Raw genomic sequence first — 17973 nt, 5'->3', positions numbered from 1 at the left:
TTACTAGACAGATGTATCAAAACAAAAATCTAATACGCCTGAAAGTCTGGCACATCTGCTTTTAAAGCAGGTTGTATATCTTTAGGTAAAATGGCTTCCCCTTTGTTTCCCCAAGAGTTTTTGATGTAGTTCAATAAATCGGCTACTTCTTCATCTGAAAGATTGTTAAAGCCTGTCATCTCTCCATTGTAATTCACTCCGTTTACAGTGATTTTTCCTCGCTCTCCCAACATAATTGCCTTCACCATTCTGTTGGTATCATCCAAATTATCTGCACCAGCTAAAGGAGGAAATACACTAGCAATTCCTTCACCATTTGCCATGTGGCAAGCCACACAGTTTGCACTGTAGATTGATTTACCTTTGGATATACTAGCTTGTAAATCGAAACTTTGCGAGAACGAAATTTGACTTGCTAAAAGCAAGCTAAAAAGCGCTATTAAATGTTTAGTTGCCATGGTTTTATATTTTAAAAATTTACTTTACATCAATTTAAGCATTGGTAAAGTCGAATGAAAATTTTCGATTTCATTTGACCATGAAATTATATAAGTAATTAAAAAATTTACCTATAAACTTATTCTAAAAATTCTACCATTTGCTTCATCGGTTAAGGCATACAAAGAACCATCGGTTCCTTCGAGCACATCTCTAAATCGCAAACCTTGACCTTCCAACAATCTTTCTTCACCTACAACCATATTATCTTCAATCACTAATCTTACTATATGCTGACCACTTAAAGCAGCCAAAAATAAATTGTCTGTCCATTCGCTAATCATGTTACCTGTATAGAATGTGATTCCACTAGGCGACACTACTGGATCCCAATAATAAACAGGTTGTTCCATGCCATTTTGTTGGGTTAAACCACCACCAATAGCATCTCCGCTGTATTCAAGTCCATAAGAAATTGTTGGCCAACCATAATCTCTACCGGGTTCTATCAAGTTAACTTCATCACCACCTCTTGGGCCTAATTCTGCTTCCCATAAATCTCCAGTAGAAGGGTGAATGGCTAAACCCTGTACATTGCGGTGTCCATAAGAATAAATCTCTGGTAATATATCATCTTGTCCGATAAAAGGATTTTCTGAAGCAGGCTCACCATCGGTTGTAATTCTTAACACCTTGCCAAGGGCTGCATCTAATTCCTGAGCCTCTGGTCTTGTTACCGTACTAGATCGTTCTCCTGTACTTACAAACAGATTTCCTTCTGCATCCCAAGCCAAACGAGAGCCATAGTGTAAAGTACTATTAAACTCTGGAATGGCGGTGTAAATAACTGTAGCATTTTCAATTTGTGTTTCATCATCAGATAGTCGCCCTTTGGCTACGGCTGTAGCAGTTCCATCTCCTCCATCTTGCGAAAAACTCCAATAAATCATTCTATTATTGGTAAAGTCTGGATCAACAGCCACATCTAAAAGTCCTCCTTGTCCAGAACTATTTACTGTAGGAATGCCAGAAATTGCGCTACTCACCTCTCCTGTTTGAGATACAATTCGCATCGTACCGGCTTTCTGTGTCGCTAATATTCTGCCATCGGGTAAATTTACCATTCCCCAAGGACTACTCAAACCATCTGCTAAAACTGATACAGTATATTCAGTTTCTGTTACCACACCATTAATTCTAGTTTGCCCATCAAAAGCAGAAGAATAATTGGTGTTGGGAGGGCTGGTTTCAACAGATGCCATTAGAGAATCTGTTGGTGACGGCGTATCATTTGGATCTGGATCGCTATCTTCACAAGAAGCAAATAATGAAACAATGACTATAAAAAGTGGCAGGGAAAATCTCAGAGAATAAAACATATTGTTGGTTTAGTTGAAAAAATTGAGCTTCAATCAAATGTAGCTTATAAGCATTCTATAAAATTAATTAGTTCAAACAATTAGCTACATAATTCAAATATTGCTAATTACTTATTGGCTAACCGACATTATTAATGTCAATGTTTTTTAGGACGCGACTTAGACCATTACCTACTTGTAATTGTAGTTTCATTTTGTATGATAAAAAAGATAATCAATAGCAGTTTTTGCACCAATTATTTTACAGATTTATTAAAATAATTATTCTCTTGTGGTTTCTATGCTTCAATTCAGATTCTAGCTAAATACTTACCACACTTAACATTTACTCATTCCTATAACTTAATATTATCACATAACTTACGTATTTTAACCCACACCTAAACAAAAAACATTCTCATTACACACTTGTTAGTTTTATTAAAGATGTTAAAGTAAATGAATTTGCTGTAATATCTACGACCTTAACTAACGACACATGTTAAAAAAAAAGAAGATATTTATAGCTGCTAGCTCTGTGATTATGCTTATTATAGTATTTTTCTTATCTAAGAATACTGATGCAGTTCAGGAAATAAAAGAAGCTGTAACACCCAATATGTATTTAACCAATATACAGATAAATAACATCACAAGTGAACAAGCAAAAATGGATATGCTCGTATTATTTGATAATCCACTTCCTGTTGGTTTGTCTATAGATAGTATATTTTACACCATCTTTATAGAAAATACTTTGATTGCAAAAAACACCTACAGAGATCCTTTACAAATAGAATCTGGTGATAGTGCTACTATCTCTTTACCTGTAACCGTAAATGTAGATACATTAAATGTGCTCTTAAAAGAACTTGAAGCAAATGGAAAAGATAGTGTAGATTATGCAGTAGTTACTGAGTTTAAGGATAATAGCATGCTTACTCCTGAATCTTTTAACCTACAGATTTCTAAAAAATTACCACTCGTAAAATTTCCAGAAATACAGATTCAAAACCTCAAGGTAAAGCATGTAGGGCTAAAAAACACTGAGATAGAAGTTACATCTAGTATTGAAAACCCCAATACATTTTCAGTTGGTTTGCAAGATATTCAATTACAGTTACAGCTAGATGATAATAAAGTACTAAAAGGTACAAAGGATGGTAATATTGAGCTTCCTTCTAAAAGTACTACACCAACCTCATTTACATTTTCAATTGCACTTGATGAAGCTATTAAAAGCTTGATTGATCTCATACAAGAAGGAAAAGATTTGGAATTTAGTTTTAATGTAGATGCTGATCTTGTGTCTGATCAAGAGATATTAAAAGATGGAAAAATACAGCTTCAGATACAAGAAAATTTACAAGATTTACAAAAGTTTGCTAAATCTGAAAAGTAATAATTTATAAGATTTCATCCTCTTACTCTTTAGTTAAAACACTAGATAAAAAAAAATGAAATGGATAACTCCATTTCATTTTTTTGTGTAAATCTTTGCCTTTTAAATAAGTAAGCAACTCTTCTGGAAAGTCTGTTTGAATTACATTGATGTGCTTTTGTAACAATAAATCGAAGCCTGAGTTTTTGCTTTTTTCTTCCATTTCATCATAAGTTCCTAAAGCGTTTATCCAAACTCTCACACCTTCATCTAACATGGCTGTCATTAAAGAATCTGTATAAAACTTATGGTCTGTATGGATGATTTTAATGTAATCGTACTTTAAAATAGCATTTACATCTTCTTCGCTGTAAGCTCTGGGCATCAACTTAATTTCTGGATTGAGTTGATGCAACTGAGGAATGTATTTATAATCGTAGAGATAGAATAAAACCTCATGTTCCATATCTAGCTTTTTTATAAGCTCATAAGTTTTAATTGCATCCGCTTCTTCTGATAATTTAAAATCGATGTCAACCATTACCTTTCCTTTTGCTGCTAGCAAAGCTTCTTCTAAAGTAAGCACTTGTTCTTCTGTTGGTTTTTCATCATGAAGTAATTTAAGCGATCTAATATCTTCAAAAGATAATTCTGCTACTTTACCAGTGCTATTTGTAGTGCGATCTAAAGTTCGATCGTGCATAATAATCAAACTATCATCACTGGTTTTTCTCACATCAATCTCGATAATATCCACTCCTAATCGGATAGCTTCTTTGATTGAAGCCAAAGAGTTTTCTGGATAGTTTTGATGAGCCGAGCGATGGGCTGCTACTAAAACATGTTCTGGATGCGCATTAAAATCATCCACTATTTTATCAGTAGTTGGCACCTGCTGACAGGCACCAACTATACTGATAATGATTATAAAAAGCTTTTTAATATCCGTCATTTTGAGGGAAGTCTATTGTAGTTAAATCTATTTGCGCTTGCGGAATTGGTCTCAGTGTATGGTAACTTTCAATACTTGCAGAACCATTTTCATTATAAGCTTTCACTCTTTCAACTAGTTTTCCTGTTCTTGCTAAATCCATCCAACGCATACATTCGCCGCCTAACTCTCTTGCTCTTTCATCCAAAATGGCATCCATATCCATATCGCTAGCAGTAGCTAAAGTAATGGTTGTATTCTCTTTAGCCGCTCTGCTCCTAACCACATTTAAATAATCCGCTGCTTCTTGTGCATTGCCTTGCATTACAGCCGCTTCAGCAGCCAACAAATAAGTTTCAGACAATCTAAAAACAAAGAAATCTCTAAAACCTCTGGTGTCTTGATAACTTGCTCTTGTTGGATCGTCGTGCTTCTTTAACCCCCAGTGCATGGTGTTGTTATTTGGTGCTACTTTAGAAAATACGCCATCCTCAATTTCCCAAATTACAGTATCGCCAACTGTTGCACCTGCAGGCAAAGAAGACTCATCGTTGTAAAACCAAACCGAACGGAAAGTAACATCAAACCTTGAATCGTTGGCATCAAACAAATTGCGATAAAACTCTGTAGGTCTAAATCTGGTATATGGTCTACCACCTTGAGTTAAATCTCTCACTAATCCATCGAACTTATCGTAGGCTGGCGTAAAATATAAGTGACCAGTATTTCCAGAACCATTGTTTAGCGCATCAGTCGTGTATTGCGTGGAGAAGATTATCTCATCGTTTTCTTGATTATCGTACTCAAAAACATCTGCATAGATAGAAAGCAATTGATACGGGCCTTCATTAATTACTTTAGCAGCAGCAGCTTCAGCACCTGCATAATCTTGAGTTAATAAAAGAATTCTAGCTAACTGATGCAATGCTGCACCTTTGGTTATTCTACCATAATCTGAAGAAGACCAATCGAGTGTTTCTACTGCAAACTCTGTATCCTCTTTCATTAATTGCCAGATCACTTCTTTATCTGTTCTGCCATCTTCGGTATTTACACCTTGTGTTTCAGTTTCTCTCAAAACTACATCACCAAATTGCAAGGTTAACCAGTAGTAATAATGCGCTCGTAAAAAGCGAACCTCAGCTTTAAAAGTTTCTTTTTCGCTTTCAGAAATACTTTCTACACTTTCGATTCTATCTAACACTGTATTTGCTGCATTGATACCCATATAGCAATCTGTCCAGATATCTTCGATATAACCAAGTGATGAGTTTAAATCTACTGAATAGTAGTCCATCGCTTTGTAACCTCCATCTTTACCATGCTGAAAAATATCGGTACCGAATGTGTTTAAAGTAAAACCTTGTTGTGTTCCGTAAAGCTCACGCAATACAGAATAAACACCATTTACACCATCTTCAATACCAGAAGCAGAACTGTAAATAGTATCTGGCGTTGCCTCAGAAATGGGCTCTTCTTCTAAGCTACAAGCACTTAGTAAAGTGATGAAACCTAAACCCAGAATTACAAAAATCTTATTCATTGTATTCATTTTTATAAATGTCTTTTCTATTGAATTTAATTGCATGTTTGAGATTAAAAGCTTGTTTTAATACCTACTGAATACATTTTGGTAGATGGATACAATGCTCTTTCTCCATTCGATTCAAACTCAGGATCAAAGCCTTTGTAAGAAGTAAATGTGAGTGGATTCTCTGCAGTTAATGTCACTCTAAAAGTGTTAAGCCCAATCTGATTGATAAAGTGTTCTGGGAAATTATAGCTCAAAGCGATATTTCTCACTCTCACAAAACTTGCGTCTCTGTACATCAAAGTAGAGCCATTGTTTACACTTTCTTGATTTACATCTGGTCTTGGATTATCGTTGGTTGGGTTTTCTGGAGTCCAGTAATCTACATCCAAGTTGTTGTATCTACCTGCCAATCGGTTATTGTTATTATACCATTGAGACTGAATCAAATAGTTTTGGCGAACATGGAAAACGATTGAAAGCGCTACACCTTTGTAAGAGAAACGGTTGGTCATACCTCCAATCCACGAAGGTGTTGAAGAACCTAAGATTACGCGATCATCTGCGTTGATTTGTCCATCTTCGTTTACGTCTTTCAACTTAATATCACCCGGAGCATAACCGTAAGAATCTGCTACGTCAGTCTCTTCTGTTTGCCAAATCCCCACTTTCTGGTAATCGAAATAAGTGTTGATTGAATGCCCAATAAACCAACCGTTACCAATATCATCTGTTCCATCACCAAAGAGCTCGGTAATTTTATTATTGTTTTTAGAGAATGTAAGATCGGTTTGCCATTGGAAACCATTGTTCGAAGAAGTGATGTTTTTGAATGAAAGTTGAATATCCACCCCTTTGTTTTCTGTTGCTCCGATATTCTCAAAAACATCTGTAAAACCTGAGCTAGAAGGTAAGCTGCGAGATAAAAGTAAATCGTCTGTTTTTGCCATGTAATAATCCACTGAACCGCTTACTCTAGTATCCCAAAAAGCAAACTCGATACCTGCATTTAACTGTTTTGTGGTTTCCCATTTAAGATTCGGGTTAGAGATTGTTCCCGGTTGGAAACCTGCTGCGCCAGTTGAGCCAAACACATAAGAGCTCTCTTCTAATGTACTAAATGTTTGATAAGGAGAGATCGCAGTATTACCAGTTTCACCGTAACTAGCTCTTAGTTTTAAATTGCTTAGCATGTCTACATCAGCTAAGAATGGCTCGTCTGATAATCTCCAAGCAACTGCTGCCGATGGGAAAAAGCCCCATTTTTCACCTTCTGCAAATCTCGATGAACCATCTGCACGCGCAGTAAAGGTGAATAAATATCTATCGTTAAACTTATAGTTGATTCTGGCTGTGTAAGAAAGCAACTCCCATTTCTGATAGTTTGAATTTACATTTAACACTTCACCTGCAGAGCCTAAATTATTATATCCTTGAGAATCGTATGGTAAGTCATTTACATTGATAGAAGAAGTTCTGGTAACTTGTCCCTGATAACTTTGAACCAATGTAGTTCCAAATGAATGTTTGCCAACTTCTTTGTTGTACGTCAACATGTTTTCAACGGTGATCGATTTCACATCTGAATCGCTGGTTCCTGCCAAAGAAGTACCTCCTTGAGACTGTGTGGTTTCACTTCCATAGAAATAACCTCTTTTATAAAACTTAGCATCTGGTCCAACATTTAAGCGATAAGTTAAATCTTTCGCTAGTTTGTATTCACCGAAGAAGCTAGCAAAAACTCTCGTTGTAAATCTTTCATCAACAGAATTGGCAATATCTGAAAGCGGGTTTACTCTTTGTCCTTCGTCTGAAGTTGGGCGGAATAATATATTCCCATCTTCATCATAAGGTTTTCCGAGCGGACTTAATCTCAACACATTATCAAACAAATCTGCTGCTGTGTAATCTTGCTTAGAATAACTCGCAAATGAAGATGCTCCAAATTTTAACTTATCATTTACTTGATAATCGAGGTTAAGTCTGGCAGAAGTTCTTTCGTATTTAGAAGAGCTAACAATACCTTGCTCATCGAAGTAATTACCAGAAGCTGCAAACTGCAATTTATCACTTCCACCATTTAAAGAAAGTTGGTGATTTTGTTTGTGACCCGCTTCAAAAGTGAAATCTTGCCAATCTGTATAATCACCTGTTGCTAAAGAATTTAAGGCGATGTTATCAAAAATATCTTCGTCATCTGGATAAGCGCCAGAAGCTGTTCGCTCTGCTTCTCTTCTTAGTTGAGCAAATTGAGAACCATCCATTAAGTCTAATTTCTTAATCACATTGGTTACGCCATAGTAGCCATCGTAAGAAATAACCGTTTTACCATCGTGACCTCTTTTGGTAGTAATTAGAATTACACCATTTGAAGCTCTAGAACCATAAATAGCTGTTGCTGAGGCATCTTTCAAAATCTCGATAGACTCAATATCATTCGGGCTAATGTCATTCAATCCACCGATAATTGGAATACCATCTAAAATGATAAGTGGTGAGTTATCTGCTCCAATTGAACGCTGACCTCTAATATTAATAGAAACTGAAGAACCCGGCTCATTACCACTATTATAAATATCTAAGCCAGAAACTTTACCTTTTAAAGCTTGTAAAGGGTTCGTTGTCGGAATTTCAGAAATATCTTCGCTGTCAACAGAGTTTACCACACCTGTTACATCAGACTTTTCTTGAATACCATAACCCACAATTACTACTTCAGAAAGTTCATCTGAGCTTGCTTTTAAAGCGACATTAAACTCAGTACGAGTACCTATAGAAACTTCCTGCGTTTCATAACCGATAAAAGAAAAAACTAAAGTGGCATCTTCGCTAGCTTCTAATCTAAAATTGCCATTTACATCCGTAATACTTCCTTTGGTTGTTCCTTTCACCAAAACGTTTACACCTACAAGTGCCTCACCTGTGCTCTCATCAGTTACTTTACCGATAATAACACTGTCTGTATTTTCTGCCTCAGTGCTATCTGCTTCCTTTTTGGTTACAGTAATGTTCGAATTGATTTGCTTAAATCTCAGGGCGGTAGACTCAGCTATTTTTCTGAGTAAGTCTGCTACTGAAATTTCTTTTAATTGGAAGTTGAATTTCGATCTATTTTCTCTTACTTCTTGATTGTAGATAAATACAAAATCGGTCTGCTTTTCAACTACCGAAAAAACATCGATAAGACCTGCATTTTTGGTGTCTACATTCACTTTTACTTTCTCTATGCTTTGGCTCACAGATGGTGCCGCTACCATTAACTGGATAGCAACCAACTGAAGAATAAAGACATAGCATATCTGTTTTGATAGATTTATCAATTGTTTTTGTAATTTTGTCATCATTATAAAATCTTTTGAAAGAGGTTTTTTTCTGCCCAGACCTGCTACAACAGGATTGGGCTTTTTTGTAGCTAAAATTTCTTACTCGAAGAAATTTTAATTCAATGTTTTAGATGCTTAAATCTTGTTTCAGTTTTTTTTCATAGGCATTATTAATTACAGTTTCCACCAGATAATGTAATCTCCTTTTCACTGGTTTTTTCAAAGGAAATGTTCTGCATAAATTTGAGACTCTCTAATATGTTGCTTAGTTCATCACTTTTGTATTTACCGCTGATCAAGCAGTTATTCAGTGAATTATCTTTGATGATGATGTCGATATCGTACCAGTTTTCTAAAGTATTGGCGACTTCTTGCATCGATGTATTATCGAAATAAAGGATATTTTCTTTCCAAGCTATTACTTTATCTAAGTCTACAGAAGCAACTGAAATTGAGTTATTTACCTTATTTAAAGTAGCTTTTTGATTTGGCTTTAGTATTTGATAAACTGATTGATCTTTTGTACTTGCTACCTTTACTTTTCCAGTCGCTACGGTCACCTGAGTTTGATCTTTACTTTTGTAGGCATTGATATTGAAAGAGGTTCCTAAAACTGTTGTTTCTAAATTGCTTGTTCTAATTATAAATGGTCTGCTAGTATCTCTTTTTACATCAAAAAAAGCTTCCCCTTTTAGCTCAACCACTCGCTGGTTTCCCTCAAATTTCTCAGGAAAAGTAAGCGAACTTGCAGCATTTAACTCTACAGTTGTACCATCAGTTAAAGTAATATTTAAGTGTTGCCCTCTAGAAGTTGCTTTAGTAATATTATTCGGCTGCACATTGTTATAATTAGCTTTATAGATGAAAAACAAAGCGCCAATTAACAAGGTAATCGATGCAGCAATTTTGAAAGGTGAAAAATAAAAAGTCTGCTTTTCGCTTATAAACTCCTCTTTATTTATATCCTTTAAAATTCTATTGTACAGTCTAAACTTTATCCTTTCTTCATCAGATAAATTCCAATTGGCAGTAGCATCTTGAATTTGCACACGCTCGCAAAACTCATTTAATACACTTATTTCTTCTTTTGTACACTTGCCTTCTTGGTATTTATCTGAAAGCTTAAAAAACTCTTCTTTTGTCATACTTTCTGGTTTTCACTAGCATGACGCATGTAAATGAACTAACTCACACAAATTTTTTGATACAAATGCATTGATAATGATTAATTCATAAAGTAGAGTTTTTGATAACACAGAGGTAATATTGAATTGATAATTTGATTGAGAAAGTGATGAGTCGGAAAAGTAGATTATAAATAGAAAAGCAATAGAATAGCCAAGCTACCAGAATTTTGTAGCACGTTTCTAATATGTTTGAGGGCAATAGATAATTGATTTTCTACCGTTCGGATAGAGATGTTCAAAGATTCAGCGATTTCTTTGTTGCTTTGGTGTTGGAATCGACTTCTTAAAAAGATTTCTTTACATCGGTCTGTCAATTGGTCAGCAGCAGCTTTAATGGTTTCTTCCAGCTCTTCCACTTCGTAAAGAATTTCTTCATCTACAACCAAAGAATCTATTATTTCTTCATTAAAGGAAGTGAATTTAGCTTGTCTTATTCTTGAAATAGCTCTAAACCTAACAGATGAGAATAGATAGTTCTTTAAATTATTAATTTCAAGCTCATTACGTCTAACCCAAACATTTGTAAAAACTTCTTGTAAACAGTCTTCGGTGAGGGCATTGTCATTTAAAATATTGAAAGTATATTTATAGAGCAGCTTCCAGTAGCGGTTAAAAATTTCATTAAAGGCTTGCTGATCGTTACTGGAAAAACGAAAAATCAACTCTGTATCTGTTATTTCTTTATAGCTCTTCAAAATCACTTTTTTATACTCTAAAAGTAAAATTTAAAGTAAGCAAAAGATTTTCAAATAGCATTGCAACTTATCATTAAGTAATTTTTAATTTTTATTGATGTGCGCTGTAATTTGTACTAGTCGCTTAAAAAAATAAAAACTCACCAAACTAATCTGATGAGTTTTATATTATGTTTTTTAATTCATATTTATATAAGAATATATCCTTTGTTTATCATCCATTCTTCTAGAATTTCTAATTGAAGTGGTAGTAAAGTTTTCTTAGCTTTGTTATATTCCTTTTTTAATAAAAAGTTATCAAAACTTACTTTCTCTAATATCACTTTGTAGTAACTTAACCAGGTGTTTTCCTCCATTTTTAATCTTGGAATTTATTGAAACAATAAAAAAATAAAACTTTATTAAATTCTATTTTTAATAAATTATATGTTCAATAACTCCAATTCTTACATTATAGTTTTAGGATTTTACTAAGAAAATAACAATTAATAAATACTTTACGATTGGGCGATCTTAGTGTAAAGTAGAAACCTCTATTCAATGTCTTGCAACCCCGATATAATTAATATTTGTCAGAAAAAATCTTTATTACAAATATTAAAAAAAACAGGATAACCAATTACAAAATGTAATGGAAACCCTGTTTTACGAATAATCTAATTTCTTAACAGGCTATGTATTCATTAATATGCTTTTTTAATAGAATTACATAATACACTTGATTATCTATGTTAGATTCAAAAATGGTAAAGTTGGCTTCTTTTTCTTGAATAGAAATTTTTCTATCTCCTTTTTCCCAAATAAAGCCATCTTTGTATTTGGTTATTAGCATATTTATTTCGATTTGTTGCTCCTTGTTATCATGCATTTTATCTAGGTACCCATTACCGTAAATTACCTCATTGCTATTGTTAAGAATAGCTATGCCATCGTAATCTTTTAAGAATACATCCATCAATACTGCTAGTCTGCTAGTCTGCTATTTGCAGTTTCCATTTGTGAGGTACTTTCTCTACCTATTCGGTTAAGTTCTTCTTGTGTAGCTTCTAACTCTTCTAGGTTTTGTCTCAGTTCTTCTTCGCTAGCTCTCATGTTTTCCGTCATCTTCTGAGATTCTTGTAATAAGCTCTTTGTTATTATGCTTTGCTTATTGTTTTTAAGGACAGAAGCTAATCTTTCAGCTACTTTTTCTATCAGTTCTTTTTGGTGAGGTTTGTAGATTTCTAAAGATGCCAGCTCTATTACGCCTTCTACTTTTTCATCGTCCATTACTGGCACAATAAATATATTTTTAGGAGGAATCTCCCCCAACCCTGATGATATTTTCGAAAACTCTTGTGGTATTTCTTGTAAGCAGATATTGTCTTTTTCCAAATAAGCCTGACCAATTAGTCCTTCACCCAGATAAAACGTTTGACTCAGATACTTTTTACGATCGTAGGCATAGCAACCTTTCATATCGAGTACATCTTCACTAGTTGCATTTTTATCTAATACAAATAAAGCACCTATATTGCTGTTGGTTAATTTTACTAATTTAGAAATTACATCAAGAGAAAAATCAGGAATAAATAAGTCAGCAATAATTCGAATAGTTAAAGAATAGAATTAAATGGTTTGATTTGATAAAAAAGGCTAGTTACCTCTAGCCTTTTTATCAGTCTACGATTTACAATTAAACCTAGCTAAAACTTTTAAAAACGCAGTTTAACAACACTATTACATTATAATATGTGTGCGGACACATATTATCTAGATTATTTATTATCTTCGCTATAATACATAGACATTCATATCAACTTAATACAATACTTAGCACATGAAAATCAAACCTATCTTCTATTTTACTTCACTTTTCTTATTGCTTTTGGGAGCATGCACTTCTGATAAGGAATCTACTTTTTCTGAAAGTGACATCAATATTATACCTCAGCCTAATGCTATTAAACTGAATAGTGGGAGTTTTACGTTCGATGAGCAAACTCAATTAGTAATTATCGATACTGTATACCAAGAACTTGCAAATGTAATCGCAGCACCTTTCCAACAAGCTGCCGGATTTGATTTAAGAGTAGCTAGTGAAAAACCTGCAACTAACTATATAGTATTTGAGACTTCTAGCGAATTGCCTGCTGAAAATTATACTTTAGACGTAACGTCAGATCACATCACTTTAGCGGCATCTGATTTTAACGGTTTTTTATATGGCCTAGAAAGCATTATACAATTACTTCCTCTTCAAATAAACAGTACTAGCAAAGTAAATAATGCAAACTGGGTAATTCCAAATGTATCGATCCAAGACGGCCCTCAATTTAAATGGAGAGGTTTGATGTTAGATGTGTCTCGTCATTTCTTTAAAAAAGAATATGTATTAAAAACCATCGATAGACTTGCCTTTCACAAATTGAATAAATTACACCTTCATTTGGTAGATGACCAAGGTTGGAGAATAGAAATAAAAAAATATCCAAAACTCACAGAAATTGGAGCATATAGAGTAGATCAGGAAGATGCTGCTTGGAATGCCAGAAGAAAACCAGAACTTGGTGAGAAAGCGACTTTTGGTGGTTTTTATACGCAAGAAGATATTAAAGAAATTGTAGCTTACGCACAAACAAAAGGTGTTGAAGTAATTCCTGAGATTGAAATGCCTGCACACGTAATGAGTGCCATTGCATCTTATCCCGAACTATCTTGCAAGGGTGAACCTATAATGGTACCATCTGGTGGTGTATGGCCAATTACAGATATTTTTTGCCCTGGAAAAGAAAGCACTTTTGAATTTCTAGAAAATGTATTTGAGGAAATTATCCCTTTGTTTCCATCGCAATATATACATGCAGGTGGAGATGAAGCTACCAAAACCAATTGGGAAACTTGCCCTCATTGCCAAAAGAGAATTAAAGAAGAAGGATTGGAGAGTGTAGAAGAATTACAAAGCTACTTTATGGAGCGAATGGAGAAATATATCGTTTCTAAAGGTAAAAAAATGATTGGTTGGGATGAGATTTTAGAAGGTGGTTTGGCACCAGAAGCAACAGTTATGAGTTGGAGAGGATTTGAAGGTGGTTGGGAAGCTTCTGAGCAAGGCCATGATGTAATTATGACTCCAACATCCTATTGCTATTTTGATTACTATCAAGGTCCGCAAGATAGTGAGCCTGAAGCATTTAATGCCTACCTCCCTCTTAGCAGAGTTTACCAGTTTAGCCCCGTTTTAGATAGTATGAGTGCTGAGCAGAAAAAACATATTTTGGGCGGACAAGCAAATTTATGGTCTGAGTTTATTCCAACATCATCTCACTCAGAATACATGATTTACCCAAGAATTGCCGCTCTTTCTGAAGCTTTATGGACAAATGCTGACAAACGCGATTGGTTAGATTTTACAAAGCGAATACAAACTCAGTTTGAGCGATACGAGTATGCAGGTATTAATTATGCAAAAAGTGCTTATGCTGTTATGGCTGAGGATAGTGTAAGTATGGATGATAAGCAGATCATATTAGAACTTAAAACAGAGATTCCTAATACCGACATTCGCTATACCTTAGATGGCTCAGAATTAGATGAAAATGCACTAAAATATTCAGTTCCAATTGTATTAAGTAAAACTGCTGATGTAAAAGCAGCCGCTTATAAAGAAAACAAGGTATATGGAGCTATTTTTCAGCAATCTTATAACTTTCATAAGGCATTTGGTAAACAAGTAACTTACAATACTGATTTACATAAATCTTATAAAGGAACACCATATACTTTGGTTGATGGGGTAAATGGAAGTTTAGATTTCCATGATGGTAAATGGCAAGGTTGGCTCAGAAATGACATGGATATCACCATCGATTTGGGAGAAGCCACAGACGTTAGTGAAATAAATGTGAGAAGTTTAGAAAGCCAAGGATCTGGTATTTATTTCCCATCTGGTGCAAAAGCATTTTTATCTGTAGATGGTAACGAATACCACGAGGTTGCTTCTGTAGAGAATCCTGCAAAGAAAAACCCGGGTAGAAGTTTCAAAAACTTTAAGTTAGATTTTGAACCTGAAAAAGTACGATTTGTAAAAGTGATTGTAAGTAATCCTGGACAGTTTATCTTTCTAGACGAAGTACAAGTCAATTAGAAAGAGTAAATATCTAATTACAAAATGATACTTTTAAATAGATTCGCATAGAAAGTAAGTACAACAAAAAATCCTGACTGAAAATGTTAGGATTTTTTTATTGATTAATTAATGGGATATAGAAATAGATTTTGTCCTTACTTCAAGCTATTATTGCATCAGACTCTTCTGTTTATTTAATAAGGACTCTGCAAGCTCCTCATTTTCAATAACATACCTCGCTGCAATAAACTTAATTGGCTTACCTTCCGCATCTAACACAGGAGAAATTACTGCATCAACATAATAAGGAGTGCCATCCTTTTTTCTATTCTTTAAATATCCTCTAAAAACTTTCCCAGACTGAATAGTCTTCCAAAATAAGTTGAAAAAACTTTTTGGAGTATCGGGGTGTCGAACCATTTTATGAGGTTTGCCTATCAATTCTTCTCTGTTGTATTGCGATACTTCACAAAACTTGTCATTCACAAATGTAATTGTACCATATATATCTGATTCTGATAAAATAGTAGACTCGTTTAGCACAGCCATACGGGCATCCAACTCGAAGTTTAATATAGAAGTATTGGCCATCTGATTTTGTAACTCTTCTTGTTTTGCCGTAAGCTCTTCCATACTTTCTCTCAGTATTTGCTCTTGTTCTTTTATCAGTATTGTCTGTTCCTTCAATTCGGCTTGTGCCTTTTTTGATTGTGTAATATCTACCGCCAATTTGATAATACTCTTTGGCTTACCAGAAGTATCTCTAATTATAGAATAACTACCATGAAGATAAACAACCTCACCATTCTTTTTCAATCGTTCATATTCTCCAGTTTGCGCCACTCCTTGACCTAGCAAATCCCAAAATTGCTTATACTCTATACTGGATTTATACTTTTCTGATATAAAAATACGATGATGTGCACCTTGAATTTCCTCTAATGAATAATCTAATAACTTTAGAAAGTTAGAATTGGCTGTGAGTATATTACCGTTTAAATCAAATTCGATAGATGCCATTCCACTTTCGTTTATAGCCTTCATTTTACTTCGAATCTCCTCCTCTTGTCTTTTACTTTCATCAAGTAAGTCATCTACTTGTTTCTTTGACTTTAAAAGCTCTGTAATATCTTTTGCAAAAACAGCACAAGAAATAACTTCCTTTTGCTCATTAAAAATTGGAGTATAAGTAGACATATAATAGGCATCTGCCACTTTTATATGTTCTGTTACTTGAAAAGTTTCTCCTTGTAATGCTCTATCGTAAAGTTTTTTATGCTTAGGCCTTTCCTCTTCAGTAAGAATCATAAATACATCAGAACCAATTTCAACTTGAATTCCAACTGCTTCTAATGAGCTTGTAAAAGAACTGTTATACTGTAACAAACAATAGTTTTTGTCAATAACAAATATGGCATCAGAAGAAGCATTAATTAGATTTCTGATAAATATTTCCTTCGCTTCGGTTTCATTTAAAGTCCTTGAGATTTCCTCCTGAGTAGTAGTTAGCTCTTCCATATTTTGGCGCATAACTTCTTCTTGCTCTTTTAATATCTCCGACTGTTGCTGAGTTTCCGCTAATAATTTTTCAGTTTGTTCCTTAGCAATTATTGTCTCAGATATATCTTTACCAAAACATGCCGCACCAATAATTTCATTTTCGGCATTTCTTAATGGGCTATATACTACAACAAAGTATTGATCTACTCCCTTAAATGTGTATTGTTCTGTAACTTCAAAAAACTCTCCTTTAAAAGCTCTATCATAATACGATCTAAATTTCTCTTTTTTATCATCAGCAAATAATCTAAAAATGTCAAATCCTTTTTCAACATTTAAACCATATTCTTTATAAGTTTCCTTTGTGGCTTTATTACAAATCAGAATTTCGTAATTTTTATCAATCGCAATTATAGAATCATTGGTAGAATCTATTAAGCCTTTTATAAAAACTTCATTGCCTTGAACTTCCTTCATTACGCGCTGCATTTCTTCCTGTGTTGCAGAAAGTTCCTCCATGTTTTGGCGTAGCTCTTCTTCTTGCGATTTTAATGCTTCTGACTGCTGTTGGCTTTGCTCTAGTAAAGTTTGAGTTTGCTCATTTATCATTATACTAGATATAACTGAGGCAATTAATTCACCTAGCTTTTCTAAAAATTCAACTTGATATTCTTCAAATTTAGTAAATGATGCAAGCTCTATAATACCCTTTACTTCTTCATTTACTTTTAGTGGCACAATTATAAGAGCACTTGGGGTCGCTTCACCTAAACCCGATGTAATACTCATATATTCACTAGGAACTTGACGTAGTAATATCGTTTCTTTTTCTAGGTAAACTTGTCCTACTAATCCTTCACCAAACTTTATACTCTTTTCTATATATTTTTTCCTGCTATATGCATAACAAGCCTTTTGTTCTAATACTTGTTGCTGTTGGTTTACAACATATATAGCTCCTTGATTCGCATTAATATATTTTACCAAGCTACCTATAACATCATTACAAGTTTCGTCTAGGTCTTGTTGGTTTCTTCTTAAAATCTCACTAAAATTTGCTAATCCTTCACTACTCCATTTTCGTTGTGCATCAGTCTCTTTGAGATGTTTCAACTTATTTCTCATGCTGATTAATGACCCCGGCAAAGATTCTATTGATATCTGATTTTCATCAATATCAGGATAAGAAATATCTAATTGACCTTCTTCTATTTGTTTTACAAAAAAAGTGGCAGAAGAAATCTCATTTTGCAAGGTTTCTAATTGGCTTTGTGAAACAATTAGTTGTTTTCTAGACACTAAGTATTGCGATAGATTGAACATATATTAATGAAGTAGTTAATTTATATAATGGATTAGCATTTAAATCTTTTGAATTATTTAAGGTATTATCATTCTTTTATTAAGTGGGTAACATTATGAGAGTTGTTATCTTAAAAAATATTACTATCTCATGTTGTGTTTGCCTTGTTATGTGAAAAAATATAAAGCATAACGACACAAGAAATAAATAATATAGAC

Annotated in this window: 13 protein-coding genes; 2 read left to right on the top strand and 11 right to left on the bottom strand. The window is 34.1% G+C overall.

All coding sequences use genetic code 11. The features are described from left to right. Positions 1 to 29 precede the first annotated feature (29 nt). Together OQ292_RS21535 and OQ292_RS21530 are read right to left on the bottom strand one after the other, a co-directional pair. On the bottom strand, positions 30 to 458 hold the full coding sequence (locus tag OQ292_RS21535; RefSeq protein ID WP_284686495.1) for a c-type cytochrome: 429 nt from the start codon (positions 456 to 458) through the stop codon (positions 30 to 32). A 111-nt stretch (positions 459 to 569) separates the two neighbouring features. Then, a complete protein-coding gene (locus OQ292_RS21530; protein ID WP_284686494.1) occupies positions 570 to 1817 on the bottom strand; it encodes a PQQ-dependent sugar dehydrogenase in 1248 nt (415 codons plus the stop codon). 478 nt (positions 1818 to 2295) lie between these two features. Here OQ292_RS21530 and OQ292_RS21525 point away from each other — a divergent pair, with 478 nt between their 5' ends. Beyond that, a complete protein-coding gene (locus OQ292_RS21525; RefSeq protein ID WP_284686493.1) occupies positions 2296 to 3198 on the top strand; it encodes an LEA/WHy family protein in 903 nt (300 codons plus the stop codon). A 22-nt stretch (positions 3199 to 3220) separates the two neighbouring features. On the opposite strand, the gene OQ292_RS21520 is transcribed toward OQ292_RS21525, so the two are convergent. The 8 genes from OQ292_RS21520 to OQ292_RS21485 form a co-directional block, all read right to left on the bottom strand. Beyond that, entirely contained in the window at positions 3221 to 4129 is a 909-nt protein-coding gene (locus tag OQ292_RS21520; protein ID WP_284686492.1) for a glycerophosphodiester phosphodiesterase family protein, read from the bottom strand. Beyond that, a complete protein-coding gene (locus OQ292_RS21515; protein WP_284686491.1) occupies positions 4116 to 5651 on the bottom strand; it encodes a RagB/SusD family nutrient uptake outer membrane protein in 1536 nt (511 codons plus the stop codon). The genes OQ292_RS21520 and OQ292_RS21515 overlap by 14 nt, the downstream gene beginning before the upstream one ends. Positions 5652 to 5704: 53 nt before the next feature. Continuing rightward, entirely contained in the window at positions 5705 to 8983 is a 3279-nt protein-coding gene (locus tag OQ292_RS21510; protein WP_284686490.1) for a SusC/RagA family TonB-linked outer membrane protein, read from the bottom strand. Between the two features lie 149 nt (positions 8984 to 9132). Beyond that, positions 9133 to 10107 (bottom strand): FecR family protein, encoded by a 975-nt coding sequence (locus tag OQ292_RS21505; RefSeq protein WP_284686489.1) that lies wholly within the window; start codon positions 10105 to 10107, stop codon positions 9133 to 9135. A gap of 167 nt (positions 10108 to 10274) precedes the next feature. Then, positions 10275 to 10844 carry an RNA polymerase sigma factor gene (locus tag OQ292_RS21500; RefSeq protein WP_284686488.1) on the bottom strand — a complete coding sequence of 190 codons (570 nt, stop codon included), beginning with the start codon at positions 10842 to 10844 and terminating at the stop codon, positions 10275 to 10277. A gap of 188 nt (positions 10845 to 11032) precedes the next feature. Beyond that, the gene (locus tag OQ292_RS21495) at positions 11033 to 11200 is read right to left on the bottom strand and encodes a hypothetical protein (RefSeq protein ID WP_284686487.1); all 168 of its coding nucleotides are present in this window, start codon (positions 11198 to 11200) and stop codon (positions 11033 to 11035) included. A 308-nt stretch (positions 11201 to 11508) separates the two neighbouring features. Further along, on the bottom strand, positions 11509 to 11799 hold the full coding sequence (locus tag OQ292_RS21490; protein WP_284686486.1) for a hypothetical protein: 291 nt from the start codon (positions 11797 to 11799) through the stop codon (positions 11509 to 11511). Positions 11800 to 11807: 8 nt separating this feature from the next. After that, positions 11808 to 12389 (bottom strand): GAF domain-containing protein, encoded by a 582-nt coding sequence (locus OQ292_RS21485; protein WP_284686508.1) that lies wholly within the window; start codon positions 12387 to 12389, stop codon positions 11808 to 11810. 274 nt (positions 12390 to 12663) lie between these two features. Between OQ292_RS21485 and OQ292_RS21480 the strand changes: the two genes are divergently transcribed. After that, the gene (locus OQ292_RS21480) at positions 12664 to 14970 is read left to right on the top strand and encodes a glycoside hydrolase family 20 protein (RefSeq protein WP_284686485.1); all 2307 of its coding nucleotides are present in this window, start codon (positions 12664 to 12666) and stop codon (positions 14968 to 14970) included. Positions 14971 to 15120: 150 nt separating this feature from the next. Here the strand turns inward: OQ292_RS21480 and OQ292_RS21475 are convergent, their stop codons facing one another. Further along, entirely contained in the window at positions 15121 to 17775 is a 2655-nt protein-coding gene (locus tag OQ292_RS21475) for a PAS domain S-box protein (RefSeq protein ID WP_284686484.1), read from the bottom strand. Positions 17776 to 17973: the final 198 nt, after the last annotated feature.

The organism is Chondrinema litorale (assembly GCF_026250525.1).
Lineage (GTDB): Bacteria > Bacteroidota > Bacteroidia > Cytophagales > Flammeovirgaceae > Chondrinema > Chondrinema litorale.
Note: the sequence above shows the minus strand (reverse complement) of the source record. Positions and strands in the feature narration are given on the sequence as shown.